The 13,924-nt window shown below is 64.1% G+C and carries 13 protein-coding genes; 11 read left to right on the top strand and 2 right to left on the bottom strand.

What is annotated here, in order from left to right:
- Positions 1-35: 35 nt before the first annotated feature.
- On the bottom strand, positions 36-575 hold the full coding sequence (locus JG743_RS20635; protein WP_202292606.1) for a dihydrofolate reductase family protein: 540 nt from the start codon (positions 573-575) through the stop codon (positions 36-38).
- 147 nt (positions 576-722) lie between these two features.
- Here JG743_RS20635 and JG743_RS20630 point away from each other — a divergent pair, with 147 nt between their 5' ends.
- The 3 genes from JG743_RS20630 to JG743_RS20620 are packed head-to-tail and all read left to right on the top strand — an operon-like array spanning position 723 to position 2,867.
- Entirely contained in the window at positions 723-1,154 is a 432-nt protein-coding gene (locus JG743_RS20630) for a hypothetical protein (RefSeq protein WP_202292605.1), read from the top strand.
- A complete protein-coding gene (locus JG743_RS20625; protein ID WP_210388511.1) occupies positions 1,154-2,020 on the top strand; it encodes an alpha/beta hydrolase in 867 nt (288 codons plus the stop codon). Before JG743_RS20630 ends, JG743_RS20625 begins: the two co-directional genes overlap by 1 nt.
- A gap of 28 nt (positions 2,021-2,048) precedes the next feature.
- Positions 2,049-2,867 (top strand): Stf0 family sulfotransferase, encoded by an 819-nt coding sequence (locus tag JG743_RS20620; protein ID WP_202292603.1) that lies wholly within the window; start codon positions 2,049-2,051, stop codon positions 2,865-2,867.
- On the opposite strand, the gene JG743_RS20615 is transcribed toward JG743_RS20620, so the two are convergent.
- Positions 2,856-4,052, bottom strand: a complete 1,197-nt coding sequence (locus JG743_RS20615) for a cytochrome P450 (protein ID WP_202292602.1) — start codon at positions 4,050-4,052, stop codon at positions 2,856-2,858. The two genes, JG743_RS20620 and JG743_RS20615, sit on opposite strands and share 12 nt — an antisense overlap.
- A 248-nt stretch (positions 4,053-4,300) precedes the next feature.
- Between JG743_RS20615 and JG743_RS20610 the strand changes: the two genes are divergently transcribed.
- From JG743_RS20610 to JG743_RS20575, 8 genes are all read left to right on the top strand, one after another.
- Positions 4,301-5,152: an Lpg1974 family pore-forming outer membrane protein gene (locus tag JG743_RS20610; RefSeq protein WP_202292601.1), complete on the top strand. Its 852-nt coding sequence runs from the start codon at positions 4,301-4,303 to the stop codon at positions 5,150-5,152.
- Positions 5,153-5,233: 81 nt separating this feature from the next.
- Positions 5,234-6,028 (top strand): alpha/beta fold hydrolase, encoded by a 795-nt coding sequence (locus JG743_RS20605; protein ID WP_202292600.1) that lies wholly within the window; start codon positions 5,234-5,236, stop codon positions 6,026-6,028.
- Between the two features lie 184 nt (positions 6,029-6,212).
- On the top strand, positions 6,213-8,654 hold the full coding sequence (locus tag JG743_RS20600) for an ATP-binding protein (protein ID WP_202292599.1): 2,442 nt from the start codon (positions 6,213-6,215) through the stop codon (positions 8,652-8,654).
- A gap of 5 nt (positions 8,655-8,659) precedes the next feature.
- Complete coding sequence (locus JG743_RS20595; RefSeq protein WP_202292598.1) at positions 8,660-9,040, top strand: response regulator; 381 nt, start codon at positions 8,660-8,662, stop codon at positions 9,038-9,040.
- Positions 9,041-9,311: 271 nt separating this feature from the next.
- The gene (locus JG743_RS20590) at positions 9,312-9,701 is read left to right on the top strand and encodes a response regulator transcription factor (protein WP_202292597.1); all 390 of its coding nucleotides are present in this window, start codon (positions 9,312-9,314) and stop codon (positions 9,699-9,701) included.
- The gene (locus JG743_RS20585; protein ID WP_202292596.1) at positions 9,698-11,449 is read left to right on the top strand and encodes a YaiO family outer membrane beta-barrel protein; all 1,752 of its coding nucleotides are present in this window, start codon (positions 9,698-9,700) and stop codon (positions 11,447-11,449) included. The genes JG743_RS20590 and JG743_RS20585 overlap by 4 nt, the downstream gene beginning before the upstream one ends.
- A gap of 20 nt (positions 11,450-11,469) precedes the next feature.
- The gene (locus tag JG743_RS20580) at positions 11,470-12,489 is read left to right on the top strand and encodes a HEAT repeat domain-containing protein (protein WP_244672836.1); all 1,020 of its coding nucleotides are present in this window, start codon (positions 11,470-11,472) and stop codon (positions 12,487-12,489) included.
- Positions 12,486-13,913, top strand: coding sequence for a glycosyltransferase family 2 protein (locus tag JG743_RS20575; protein ID WP_202292594.1), 1,428 nt, complete (start codon positions 12,486-12,488; stop codon positions 13,911-13,913). The genes JG743_RS20580 and JG743_RS20575 overlap by 4 nt, the downstream gene beginning before the upstream one ends.
- Positions 13,914-13,924: the final 11 nt, after the last annotated feature.

The raw sequence follows: 13,924 nt of genomic DNA, 5'->3' as shown, positions 1-13,924 counted from the left end.
TGATCGGGGGCGCCTAGCCCCCGATCGCAGGCCTTCTAAGCCTTCACGGCTGCCCCGTACTCCATCGCCACCACGCCATTGCTGAACGGCACGGCCGAGACAAGCTCAAGCGCGGTCGGCTTCTCCGCAGGAAAAGGCCGTTCGCCCTGGCCCGCGGCTGCCGGATAGACGAGCAGCCTGAGAATATCGACAAGGCCAAGGCCAAGCAGCTGCCGGGCGAGATTGATGCTGCCATGCACATAGATGTTGCCGCCGGTCCCTTGCTTCAGCCGGTTCACCGCGTCGGGCATGGGGCCTTCGAGCAGTTCGGCCGGGTGCCAATCGACCGCCTGCAAGGTCGTCGAGGCGACGAATTTGGGCAGCGCGTTGAAACGCTCGGCGAAGTCGCCTTTCTCCTTCGGCCAATGGCCGGCAAAGATGTCGTAGGTCACGCGCCCCAGAAGCATGGCGCCGCTGTCGGCCAGCTCATCCTCCTTGAAGGCCTGCATCTCGTCGGTCCACGTCACGTTCGCCAGTTTCTCGTGTTCGGCGACGCCGTCGATGCTGATGAATTCGGTGACGATGAGTTTTCTCATTGTGTTCTCCACAGGCTAGGGGTCGCACCATAGGACGCGCGGGCTGTCCTGTTGCCGACAAATCACAGCAGGCGCGTATCTTCCCCCTATCCTCATCGCATTCCTTCATCCTAATCTCCGCCACCACCGAGGCGACCCGACCACAGCATGAGCCAGCTTCTTTTCACCCGCGTTCCTTTCAATCCGTTCTCGCTTGGTCTGGTCTGCAACTTCATTGCGCACCACCCGCCCTTCGACGGCTACGAATTTGGCCAGATGGTGAAGTCGTTGCGCTACCAGATCGAGCAGCAATCGCATCTTATCGGTGCCATTGACGACGCGATCGTCGCTTATGTCGGCTGGGTCGTGACCAGCCGCGAGATCGCCGAAACATGGGTCGCGAACAATGGCCCGCTCAATCCCGATCCTGGCGGCAGCGCAATTGCCGCAACCGTTATGGCCACGCGCTCGTCCGCGTACATCCTGCCGCTGATCAAGGAGGCGAAACTGCTCAACCTCGACAAGTCGGTCTACTGGAAGCGCGACTTCATCGACGCTCGTGGCGCCATGAAACGCGCCGTGCGCAAGCGGGACGCATGATGGACCAGGTCGCACTCGGCGCGGGGCTCACCCAGGAGATTCTGATCCGCCTCGGCGACCGTTATGCGTCGATGTTCGTGCGCATTTGGCAGCCGGCAGGCCAGTCTCGCGGGACCGTCTATTGCCTCCACGGTTTTACCGGGAACGGTGCCGATTTCGATTATCTCGCGGCCTTCCTTTGCCGCAACGGCTATCTGGTGATCTGCCCCGATCTGCTCGGACGCGGGCGCAGCGTGTATCTTGGTGCGGGTTACGACATCGATCTCTATTCCAGGTGCTTGCGCGCGCTCGGTCAGTTTGCCGGCAAGGAGAACCATTTCATCGGTACATCGTGGGGCGGGCTGATCCTGACCCTGTTCCTCCACGCAAACCGCGGCCGTGTCGATCGGATAGTCCTCAATGATGTTCCCATGATCGGCGGGCCGAAGGTCGACGCCCTGAGAGACGCGGTCATCCGGGAAAGCAAGCTGACCTTCGAGACGCGCGCCGCGGCGAGGGACTATCTGCGTGCCGCAAGCGCCGAGATCGGCTCCGTCGAGGAAGAGGTTCTAAACCGATACATCGAGAACCGCATCGCCGGCGGCACCGAAGGCGTTCGGCTCGCCTATGATCCGGCCGCGACCGAGAATTTCGCGGCAATGACCGGACGGGCATACGACCTGTTTCCCATGGTGGCCAAGCTCGATGCGCGGATCTTGCTGATGTATGGGCGAAAGAGCGAATTCATCGACAGGAGCGCCTTGGATCGGACGTGTCGCGTCCGGCCCGATATTTGTGTCGTCGACAATATTGATGCGAGCAGCTCGCCCTCGCTGATGACGCTTGATCAGGCCTTCTCGATCCTGGGTTTCCTGTCCGCAGTCTGAACTGGCGCTGCCTTTGTGGGGATCGGAAATGCACTTCGAGGAAGCATACAGCAAGCTACTGTCGGCTGCTTTCGATCAAGCTGGACCAGACGGCAAACCGATCAAGATCCTGATCTGCACGACGCCGCGAACGGCCGGCCATTCCTACTGCCAGGTACTGAGGCATTTCGGGCTCGGTCTGCCGACCGAGTACTTCCAGTGGCAGTTTGCGGTGCCGCTCATGCGCCGCTGGACTGGCCACGAAGCCATCGACATCCCGGCACTCGATCACGCCGCAGCGTCATACGGACGGCAACTTCTGGCAAGACGCGCGGTCAATGGCGTGTTCGCGGCAAAGTTGTTCGCAGGCAATTTGAACTTCGCCCGTCGCTCGATCGGCCAGGACGATACCAGTTCATTTTATGTGTTCCTGTCCCGCCGGAACAAGGTCGATCAGACCGTCAGCCTGCTTTCGATGCTCTATACCGGGCAACCGTTCGATGGCGGAGATACGCTGCCAGGAATCCCGAAGTTGAAGACGATAAGCCAGAAGGCGGTCATCGATACGGTACGTCATATCGCCGACTGTGAGGTCATGTGGCGGAACTACCTCTCGACCATTGATCCCATGAGGGTAGTCGATGTCGCCTATGAGGATTTTGTCGCCAGTCCGTACGAGAATGTGCGAGCAACGATGCGAAAATTGTTTCCGACCCGCGATCTGGACAAGGCCGCCGTCGAGGCAAGCGGGCGCTATCAGCATGATGCGGTCATGAAGACGATCATCGCAAGGCAATTCGGAAGCCTGATCCGGGACCTTTGGCGCGACATGCCTGGCGAAACGGACCGGCCCTTGTCAGCGCCTTGACACCGTGACCGCCATGCCGCTCGCCGGGCGCAACGCCAGCGCATAGTCGAAGCGGATAATGTCGTCGGTGCGGGCGAATACGAACTGCCGCACCACCGCGCGAACCGCTTGCTCGACCTCGAGTCGGGCGAGACGTGCGCCGCCGCACATGCGCGGTCCGGTCAGGAAGGGGATGAAGGCGCGACGGTCGAAACTATTGTCGATGAACTCCTTGCGGCTGGCATCGAAGGTCCTGGGATTTTCCCAGAACTCGCGATGCTGGTGTACGCCGACGATGGACAGCATGATGAGTTGTCCGGCCTGCAGCGCCACCCCGTCGATGACCGTGTCGGCGCTCACCTCGCGCGTCAGGAACGGAATTGGCGGAAAATACCGCATAGTTTCGTTGATGAAGCAGTCGGTGAACGGCGTGTCAGCCTTGGCGCCGGCGATCTCGTCGTGGATACGCTCCTGCACCTTTTGGTTGGCGCCGAGCCTGTCGATCACCCACAACACGGTCGTCACGGTCGTTTCAACGCCCGCGAACAGGTTCATCACGAACTCTTCGATTGGCGAAAAGCTGTCGATCGCGCCTGATTTCTCGGAAAAGCGGCCCATTTCCGCCGCCGATTGTGGGTCCGCCATCAGTTGCGCTCCGAAGTCGGCTATGACCGCGTGGGCGTCACTGATGACGCGGCTGCGCTCGGCGTCGGTGGGCGTGACCCAGGAAAAATATTGCAGACGCCGCAGCACGTCGCGCGTCCGGTCAAGCAATACCGCCGTGGGCCGGGGCTCAGCCACAAGTCTGAACGCCTGGTAGAAGATGGTCAGAGCGCCAGCGAACAGCGCTTCCTGGATACCGGCCAGGGACGTTTCGCACTCGGCGAAGCACGAGGCGAAGATATCGGACACGCTTTGCACTTGGGCGGGTTTCGCCGCCGTGAGGTAACTGTCCTGCGTGATCGAGCGCCTTGTCGCCCACTCCTCGTCATTGGTGTTGAAGCGGCTGAAGCCGAGTGCGGAGATCAGCGAGAAGTTCTTGCGAAACAGGGTAGGGGCCTTGGCGATCCTGTCGACCGCGTCTGGATGGTCGAAGACAGCGAGATTGCCGATCTCACGGGGCTCGGGGGTGGTCTGGCCACTCTGGGCAAAGAGGGAGTAGGCGAGATTGTTCAGAAAGCCTTCGATATGCGCTGGATTGTCCACAAAGCCCCCTTTTTGGCTGTCGCCCGACGCTAACCCTCTCTACTCATTGTGTTTTTTGTCACTGTGGCAAAGAGGTGACACTGGCGCAGCAAAGTGCCAGAGCATCCTCTCGGCAATAGGCTGTTATCCGAGTCTCTGCAATATTGACGCCGGCGAGAATCTGGGTGGGGATAAGCATGCGGGCTCAAGTACCGGGTAAACTATTAGCGACGGTGGCGGCATCGGCTGCTTCCGCGACAACTATAGGCATGGCCACGGCTCATGCCACCGAGGCGCAACCATCGGACCAGGCGGTCATCGATGCGCGCATCAAGATGTCGTTCGAAGGCGCCTATTTCTGGAACAATGTCCACAAGGACGACAAGCTCAGCAGCGACAAGCTGGGCAACAGCAACGGCGACATCTCCGGGTCAGTCGCGTTGACCAAGCAGATTTCCCCGGAGCTGGACTGGCGTCTTTCCGGCACCTTTCATGTCGGCAAGCACCGGTCGGTCCTTCTTGGCGAGGGGCCTGTCACCGATCCAGACGGTACCATTAGCGCTCGTTACGGCGACGGCTACGCCTTCCAGGCTTTCGATTTCGACGTCGGCAAGCACGTCAAGGCACAGCAGGCCGATATCCGCTTCTTCGGCGGCCTGCGGCTCGTGCATGCGGACGAAAAGGTATTCGACTTCTCTGAGACGTTCACGCCTGACAATCCTGCCGACAAGGGCATTTCCGCCGACAAGATTGGATCGTCCGAATACTGGGGTATCGGCCCGCGGGTTGGTGCCGAGGCTTACTACCCGGTCGGCGAAAACTGGGGTCTGACGGGTAGCGTTTCGGGCGCCGTTATGTGGGGTCGCCGCACCAACCGTGTTGGCGGCAGTGTCACGCAAACAAATCCTGATATGCATGCTTCCGCAACGCTGTTCAGGGAGAGCTCAAGCGAAACGGTCACGAACCTCGATGCGTCGGCCGGCTTGAGCTGGACGCCGATACCGAACACGACCTTCACCGCAGGCTACAAGATCGAGGCGTGGCACAACCTGCTTGTGAATGCGGACCACGAGAATCAGGTATTCCAGGGGCCGTTCCTGCGCCTCGAAGTCAAGATGTGATCGCAGCGGCCGGTCAGGGTGGCTTCGGTTACGGCTTTCGAGTCCAGGTTCGCATCGAACGGGAACGTTAGGTTGCACTACATGGCGGCGGGCTCTGGCCCGCCGATCGTTTTTCTACACGGGTTCCCCGACCATGGTCTTGGCTGGCGCCGTCAGATCGAAGCTTTATGCGGCAACTTCAGGGTCCTGGCGCCGGATCTGCGCGGATTTGGGCTAAGCGACAAGCCGAGAGGACATGCCCATTACGCGCTGCTGCCGAACCTCGTCCAGGACGTGCTGTCTATCCTCGTGGCAGAACAACTCGCCCAGGCTTCGATCGTCGGGCACGACTGGGGTGGAACCATCGCCTGGTGGCTGGCCATGCGTGTGCCGTCGGCGGTGCGCCACCTCGTAACTCTCTCCACTCCCCATCCGCGCAACTATCTTCGGGCCATAGCCGATCCAGCCAACTCCGGATATTTCGGTTACGTGCGCCGCTTCCAGGAAGCCGGCGCGGCCGCCCTGCCCACGCCGGAGGAGCTTGCCAGCTGGGTTGCCGACGAGGACGACAGGCAGGCGCTCGTGGCGTCGCTTCGACAATCCGATACGGAGGCGATGCTGGGTTACTATAGGGCCAATGTTCCGCTGGGCAGGGTGCCGGATATCGGTCATTTGCCTTTGGTCAGGGCGCCGACTTTGGCGATCTTCGGAACCGACGATCCCTATGTTCCGGCCGGTGCCTTCGACGGCACGTTCCGCGAGGTCGACAACGTCTGTTCGGTGGTGGCGCTGCCTGGCGCCGGCCATTTTATCCATCACCAGGCGGCTTCCTTCGTCACGCAGCAGATCGAGGCCTGGGTGGCGCAGCCACCGTCGACCTTCCGCCATCTGGCCTGAAGCCATCCGCGATCGGAGATCGTCGACATATCCCGTTCGCTGGGCGATGATCGCGTCGGCCTGACGTCCCTCGTCGCCATTCCGGCCTTCCGGCGTGTCCCATTACCGCTCAGGCCGCTGCGTGGGCTCTTTAGACCTCGGATAGGTTTTGCCGGTATCTATCGGAAAAAAGGAGCCGGAAGTCATGCCCGAGATCTGGCACTCACTCCTCGCCAATCTTGCCCTGGTCTCCATCCTCGTGGTCGCCTGGGACCTTGTGGCGGATTTCACCGGGCGTCTCTCGCGGCGGAGGCAGTCGCTGGTTCTCGGCGTGGTCATGTGCGCGGGCGCGATCATTTCCATGGCGACGGCGCTCTCCGTCGGCGGCTTCATCGTCGATCTGCGCGCCGCCTTTATTGCTGCCGCTGCGTTCTTCGGCGGATGGCCGGCAATGGTCATCGCCACCGCCGGTTCGATTGCCTATCGCATCCATCTTGGCGGTCAGGGCGTCAGCATCGGGATCGTGGGCATCCTTATCACCGCTATCGTCGGCATTGCCTGGTACCACATCGTCACGGCCCGGACGCGCACCATCTTCGACGTTTTCGGCCTCGGCGTGTCTGTCGCGCTCGCCGGGCTGATCACACTCCTGATCATCCCCCCGCAGGTCGTAGCCGGCATGGTGCAGCAGAGCACGTTCCCGTCCCTCGTGTTCCGCTTCCTCAGCACCATCATCATCAGCGTGCTGCTCGACCGGCAGGAGCGGCGGCGCGAACTCGCCATGTCCAACATGATCTACCGGGCCATGGTTCGCGAGCTGCCGGATTGCCTGAACATAAAGGATGACGAGGGCCGCTTCATCGCCGCCAATCCCGCCACCGCCGAGATGATGCGCGCCGCTTCGGTCGAGCAATTGATCGGCAAGACCGATTTCGATTTCTATCCCAAAGAGGTGGCCGAGCGCTTCCGGCAGGACGAGTTGGGTGCGCTGGAGGCCGGGCAGACGCTGCGCATCGACCAGCCGGCGGTCTTCCCGGACGGCAGGCAGGGCTGGCTCTACACGCTGAAGGCGCCGTTCCGCGACGAGGCCGGCAAGATCGCCGGCGTCATAACCTACAATCGCGACATCACCGACCAGAAACGAAATGCCCAGCTCAAGAACGATTTCATCTCGACAGTCAGCCACGAATTGCGCACCCCGCTGACGTCGATCCGCGGTTCGCTCGGCCTGATCGCGGCCGGCGTGGCGGGCGAACTGCCGCCAAAAGCCGCCAACCTCATCAACATCGCCCACAACAACAGCGAGAGGCTGGTTCTTCTCATCAACGACATCCTCGACATGGAGAAGATCGAATCGGGCGTGATCGCCTTCAAGATCAGGCAGATGCCTGTCCGCCCCCTGCTGGAACAGGCCATTGCCGCCAGTTCCAACTATAGGGCCGACGGCGGGATCCGCATCGTCCTGGTCGACGATGCTCCGCGCGCCGAGGCCAACATCGACGAGGATCGCCTGCATCAGGTGATGGCCAACCTGCTGTCGAATGCAATCAAGTTCTCCGACGCCGACGGCACTGTGACAGTGAAACTCGAGCGGCGCGATCGCGACATGCTGCGCATCTCGGTGATCGATCAGGGCGCCGGCATTCCCGAGGCATTCCGCAGCCGCATATTCGGCAAGTTCGAGCAGGCGGACGCGTCGAGCACCCGCAAACAGGGCGGTACCGGCCTGGGCTTGAGCATCGTCAAGACCATCGTGGAAAAGCTGGGCGGTGCCGTTTCCTTCGAAACCGAGGAAGGCAAGGGAACCTCGTTCCACGTCGACCTTGCCGAAGCGCAAAGGCAGCCGGAGAGGCCGGTCTTGACGGAGCGCCGGTCGCGGCCGCGCGATGGCCGCCTGCGCGTTCTCATCTGCGAGGACGAGAGCGATGTCGCGGCGGTGATCGCGGCACTCCTCGATGCGGAAGGCTTTTCCAGCGACGTCGCCCCCGACATCGACACCGCCATGGCACTCCTGCGCTCTCGCGACTATGTGGCGCTGACGCTCGACATCAAGCTTGCGGGGGAATCCGGCATCAAGCTCTTCCACGACATCAGGGCGTCACCGGTCAATTCCGACATTTCGGTCATCGTCATCTCCGCCGTCGCCGATGAGGCCAAGCGCTCGCTGAACGGCACCGCCGTTGGCATCGTCGACTGGCTGGAGAAGCCCGTGGATGCGAAGCGCCTTCACGCCGCTCTCGCCAAGATCGTCGCCGGCAAGGTCGAGCGGAGGCCGAGGATCCTCCACGTCGAGGACGACGAGGGCGTGCTTGCCGTGATGTCGGCGGGGCTGGGCCCGGACGTCTTGATCGCCTCGGCGAAAACGCTGCAGGAGGCCCGGCGGGCGATCGCGAAGCATCGCTTCGACCTGGTCATCCTGGACATCGCGCTTCCCGACGGATCGGGGCTGGACCTCATCATCGATCTGCCGCAGGAGACCCGAGTCATCGTGTTCTCGGCGGCCGAGATGGACGAGAAACTCGGCGACCGGGTGCAGGCGATGATGACCAAGACCAGGGCGTCGGAGATCGATGTCGCCAGGCTGGTCCGGCGCATGTTGGTTGCGTCCCGCAACGCCGCGGGACCCACCGTGCAAGCAAGGGAGTGACGTTGATGTCGGCAAGGATCCTTTATGTGGATGACGAGGACGACATCCGCGAAATCGCGCAGATGTCGCTGGAGCTCGAGCCCCGGTTCGAGGTGCGGTCCTGCTCTTCGGGCGCCGAAGCGTTGGCGGACGCCGCCGATTGGCAGCCCAACCTCATCCTGCTCGACGTGATGATGCCGGACATGGACGGGCCGGAAACGCTGAAGCGGCTGGCCGCTTCACCGCTCACGGCATCGATACCCGTGGCTTTCATCACGGCGCGCACCCAGACGCATCAGGTCGAACACTATCTGGCCATGGGAGCGGTTGGAGTCATCGCCAAGCCCTTCGACCCGCTGGCGCTTGCCGGCGAGGTCAGCAAGCTGCTGGCGCTGCGCGCGCGCTGACAGGCTGGTTCGGATGCCCACGCGGTCGGCATAGGCGGGAAGCTGCCGCGGAAGCTGTGCGGCGCCGTTTACGGCTCCTATACCATGCCCTCATATTCATCTACTGATTGTATCGAAATGCGGCCGTCGCGAATCGGCTTTATCTATGATCGCACGGCTGTTGGCGGGCCCGCGGCGGAGCCCGCGCGGAACTATGGGTGTGGACGACATTTGGCGGACGGCGGTCCGTGGATTGATCACTCCGGGGGGCGACGGAACCGGAGCAGGACAGGTGGACGGAGCGAAGGCAAGAATTCTGATCTGCGATGACGACCCGCTGCTGCTCGAGCTGATGGAATTCAGGCTGAGGGCGAAGGGATACGAGGTCATCAAGGCGGTCGACGGGGCCGAAGCCCTCGCCAAGGCGGAGCAGGACGCGCCCGATATCATCGTACTCGACGCGATGATGCCGAAGGCCGACGGCATCGAGGTGCTGGCGCGCATCAAGGGCAACCCGGCCCTGTCGGAAACCCCGGTCGTCATGCTGACCGCGCGCAAAGCCGAAAAGGATATCGTCTCGGCGCTCGAAAAGGGCGCCGACGACTATCTGGTGAAGCCGTTCATCCCCGAAGAGCTGCTGGCGCGGCTTGCGCGCCTGATCGCGCGGAAGAGGCGCGGATGAAGCGAAGCCGGCGCGCCGCCCTTGCCGCATGCATGTTCCTGGCAATCGCCGCGCCTTCCGGCGTCTCATTGGCCCAGACGGTCGACGAGCTCTACGCATCCGGCGTCAAGGCGAGGCAGGCCCAGCATTTCGACGAGGCGGCGGACCTGCTCAGGCGCGCGCTGGCGCTGAGGCCCGACAATGCCGATGCGCTGGTGCAGCTCGGCTTCGCCGAGCTCGGCCGCAACGATCTGCCGGCCGCGCGCGAGGCGTTTTCAAAAGCGCTCTCGCTTGCCCCGGCCTATCAGGATGCCAGCTTCGGCCTGGCCGAGGTCGAGTTCCGCTCCGGCAATCTGGATGCGGCGCTGCCGCTGGCCGAGAAGGTCGCGGGCGCCGAGCCCGGCAATGCCGACGCCGCTGCGCTGGTCGAGACCATCCGCAAGGCAAAGCAGGCCGCCGCCGGCAGCAAGGTCAAGCCTGCTCCAGCGACCGCCGCGAAGAAGGCGCCGCAGCGGCGGGCGGATCCCGTCGCCGGGCTGATCGAGCAGGGCCGCAAATTGCGGGCGGCGGGCAAGCTGCCCGAGGCGGAGCAGGCCTATCGCCGCGCCCTCAGAGTCGCCCCGAAGAACACCGACATACTGGTCGCCCTTGGCCTTGTCCTCGGCTCCGGCCAGCGCTTCGACGAGGCCGGGCAGTTCTTCGACCAGGCGCTGACCATCAGGCCCGGCCTGCTCGACGCTCGCCTCGGCAAGGTCCGGCTGGCGATCTGGCAGGGCGACGTGCCGCGCGCCCGCACGCTGGTTGATGCGGTGCTGGCCACGGCGCCGGACAATGTCGAGGCGCTGAACCTCGACGCCAGGATCGCCCTGCTCGAAAGGGATTACACGCGGGCCGAGGGGGCTTTCCAGCGCGTGCTTGCTGCCGATCCGCGCAATGCCGAGGCACTGGTCGGGATCGGCGATGTGCGCCGCGCCGAGGGCGACGACGCCGGTGCGCGAGAAGCCTACCAGCAGGCGCTTGCCATCGAGCCCGGCTCCGCCGACATCGAGCAGAGGCTGGCCGTGCCGCCGCCGCGCAAATGGCGGCTCGATATCGGCACCGAGGTCAGCGATCTCAGCAACGGCCTGGGCGACTGGACCGACAGTTCGGCCGGCCTTGCCTATCGGCTGTCGCCGGCAACGACTATTTCCGGCCGCACCCGCGTGGCGACCCGCTACGGCCACACCAACGTCCAGGTCGAGGGCCGCATCGACGAGGCTTTCTCACCCGTCTTTTCCGCCTATGCTCTGGCGGCTGTGACACCTGACGCCGATTTCCTGGCGCGCTATTCGATCGGCGCCGGAGCGTCCTGGCAGATCGTGGCGCCGGCGAAGGAATTCGGCCCGGTCTCGCTCAACATCGATGCCCGCTACGACGATTTCGCCAATGCCGGCGTCACCAGCATCTCGCCGTGGGTGCAAGGCTACATCCTGGATGGCCGGCTTGGGCTGTCCGCCCGCTGGGTGCATGCCGAGGACGATATCGGCACGCGCGCCGACGGCTATGTGCTGCGCGCCGACCTTGCCGTGACGCCGCACTTCAACCTGTTCGGCGGTTACGCCGACGCGCCCGAAATCTCCGACGGCACGCTGGTGCCGACGCGCACCGTCTTTGGCGGCCTTTCCTGGGACGTCAGCGACCCGCTGACGCTGCGCGCCAGCCTCGCGCATGAGCAACGCCCGACCTTCGACCGGACCATATTCGGGCTCGGTCTGACCGCGCGGTTCTGATCATGTGGCTGGTCTGGGACATGTCCATTCTGCTCAGCGCCTTGTCGCTGGCGATCATGCTGCTTTTGATCGCGCGCCGCGTGCTGCAGGAGCGCCGGGGCGCGGCCAACGCCGACCAGCGGCGCCAGCTTCTGACGGCGCTGATCGCCTTCACCGAAAACCGCGACCGCGACGCCCTGAAGGCGGCCATCCTTTCCGTGCCGGCGGGCGTGGCGATGAATGCCGGCTTCGAGTTCCTGTCGCTGCTGCGCGGCGAGGAGCATGACGACGTGCTTGCCGCCTTCAACGAATGCGGCGTGCCGGCCCTGGTCGGCAGGCAGCTGGAACGAGGCAATGGCGCCCAGCGCATCCATGCCGCCGAGATGCTGGCGGCGCTGCGATCGGAAAACGCCATTGCCAGCCTGCTTTCGGCGCTCGACCGCGACCGCTCGCGCGAGGTCAGGATTGCCGCCGCGATCGCGCTCTGCGATCTCGGCAGCCTGCCGCCGCTCGGCATCACGCTGCGCAAGATCGGCGTCGCGGCACAGCGCTCGCGCCGCCTGATCGAGCTGTTCAGGCGCTTCCCGCCGGCGCGCTTCGAGGAGCTCAAGGATCATGCCGCGCGCGCCGACGCCGTGCCCTTCATCCGGGCCGCCGCGATCGACGCGCTGGCTCGCAGCGGCGGCTTCCGCTTCGCCGATTTCTTCGCCCACGCCGCAGGCGATTCCTCGCCCGAGGTCGCCGCCGCCGCGCTGCGCGCGCTCGGCCTGACCGGGCACGCCGACGCGCCAGCGATCCTGGCCCGGGCGATGGCAAACGACGACCTGGACGTGCGCGCCGACGCCGCCGACGCCGCCGGCCGGCTCGGACTTTCTGCGCTCGCCGCGCCGCTGGCCGGGCTGATGGACGATGAGGTGTGGACCGTGCGCTATGCCGCAGCCAACGCGCTGCGCTCCTTTGGCCAGCCCGGCGAAAAGATGCTGCGCGAGATGGCTGCCAGCGACGTCTCGCGCAGCCAGCGCACCGCTTCGCTCATCCTAGCCGAGGGGCCTGCCACATGATCGCCGACTGGGGCCACGGGGTCATTCTGACCGCCACCATCCTGTCCTGGTTCATTATCGGGGCCGGGCTGGCGCAGACGGCGATCTATCTCCTGCAGCTCATCGTCGCCGCCTACGCGCTGTCGATGCGCCCGCCGGTGGCGCGCTCGGCACTGCTGTGGCACCGCTATGGCGACGTCGCGCCGCCGATCGCGCTCCTGGTGCCGGCCTATAATGAGGAAGTGAACGTCGTCGAGAGCGTCCATTCGATGCTGGCGCTCGAATATCCGAACTTCGAGGTCATCGTCATCAATGACGGCTCGAAGGACCAGACCCTGCAGCGCCTCATCGAGGCCTTCAAGCTGGTGAAGTTCCACCGGCCCTATGAGGAGGCGCTGGCGCACATGCCGATCCGCGGCCTCTATTCCTCGCCGATGACCGAGCGGCTGTTCGTGGTCGACAAGGAGAATGGCGGCAAGGCCGATGCCCAGAATGCCGGCATCAATGTCTGCCGCGCGCCGCTGTTCTGCGTCATCGACGGCGATTCCATCCTCGAGCCCGATGCGCTGATGCGCGCCGCGCAACCCTTCATCGACGACCCCGAGCGCACCATCGCCGTCGGCGGCACCATCCGCATCGCCAATGGCTCGACGATCGAGGCGGGCAGGGTGCGCGAGGTGCGCTTGCCGTGGCGCCTGCTGCCGCTGTTGCAGGTGGTCGAATATCTGCGCGCCTTCCTGATGGCCAGGCTTGCCTGGAGCCGCATCAACACGCTGATGCTGGTCTCCGGCGCCTTCGGCATGTTCCGCCGCGCGGAAGTGGTGGCGGTCGGCGGCTTCACACAGGGCTCGATGGGCGAGGACCTCGACCTCGTCATCAAGCTGCACCGCCACATGCGCGATACCAAGCGCAAATACCGCATCCAGTTCGTTCCCGAGCCGGTGTGCTGGACCGAGGCGCCGGAGACGCTGAGCGTGCTGGCCAGGCAGCGCACGCGCTGGCAGCGCGGCGCGCTCGAATGCTTCTTCCGCTATCGCTCGATGCTCTTCAACCCGCGCTATGGCCGCGTCGGCTTCCTCGGCTTCGGCCACATTCTGATCGTCGACGTGCTCGGGCCGGTGGCCGAGGTGCTGGGCTATATCCTTATCCCGGCCTTCTGGCTGCTCGGCATCCTGTCGGGCGAATATCTGCTGGCCTTCACCTCGCTGATCTTCACCTATGGCGTCTGCGTCAGCGTCTGCTCGCTGGTGCTCGAGGAGGCCGAGCTGCAGCGCTTTCCCCGCGCCAGGGACCTCGCCATTCTGACGGCGGTCGCCGTGATCGAAAATTTCGGCTACCGCCAGCTCAACAATTTCTGGCGCGTGAAGGGCTGGTGGCAGTTTTTGCGCGGCGACCAGGGCTGGGGCGAGATGACCCGGACCGGCCTCGGCGGCGCGAAGAAGTAGGCACGGCGGCA

It is taken from the genome of Mesorhizobium sp. 131-2-1 (genome assembly GCF_016756535.1).
GTDB lineage: Bacteria > Pseudomonadota > Alphaproteobacteria > Rhizobiales > Rhizobiaceae > Mesorhizobium.
This window is presented reverse-complemented; position numbering and strand designations above follow the sequence as displayed.

Coding starts and splice junctions, on each gene's coding strand:
- JG743_RS20635 (WP_202292606.1), bottom strand. CDS start 575: ATGAGAAAACTCATCGTCACCGAATTCATCAGCATCGACGGCGTCGCC.
- JG743_RS20630 (WP_202292605.1), top strand. CDS start 723: ATGAGCCAGCTTCTTTTCACCCGCGTTCCTTTCAATCCGTTCTCGCTT.
- JG743_RS20625 (WP_210388511.1), top strand. CDS start 1,154: ATGGACCAGGTCGCACTCGGCGCGGGGCTCACCCAGGAGATTCTGATC.
- JG743_RS20620 (WP_202292603.1), top strand. CDS start 2,049: ATGCACTTCGAGGAAGCATACAGCAAGCTACTGTCGGCTGCTTTCGAT.
- JG743_RS20610 (WP_202292601.1), top strand. CDS start 4,301: ATGGCCACGGCTCATGCCACCGAGGCGCAACCATCGGACCAGGCGGTC.
- JG743_RS20605 (WP_202292600.1), top strand. CDS start 5,234: ATGGCGGCGGGCTCTGGCCCGCCGATCGTTTTTCTACACGGGTTCCCC.
- JG743_RS20600 (WP_202292599.1), top strand. CDS start 6,213: ATGCCCGAGATCTGGCACTCACTCCTCGCCAATCTTGCCCTGGTCTCC.
- JG743_RS20595 (WP_202292598.1), top strand. CDS start 8,660: ATGTCGGCAAGGATCCTTTATGTGGATGACGAGGACGACATCCGCGAA.
- JG743_RS20585 (WP_202292596.1), top strand. CDS start 9,698: ATGAAGCGAAGCCGGCGCGCCGCCCTTGCCGCATGCATGTTCCTGGCA.
- JG743_RS20580 (WP_244672836.1), top strand. CDS start 11,470: ATGTCCATTCTGCTCAGCGCCTTGTCGCTGGCGATCATGCTGCTTTTG.
- JG743_RS20575 (WP_202292594.1), top strand. CDS start 12,486: ATGATCGCCGACTGGGGCCACGGGGTCATTCTGACCGCCACCATCCTG.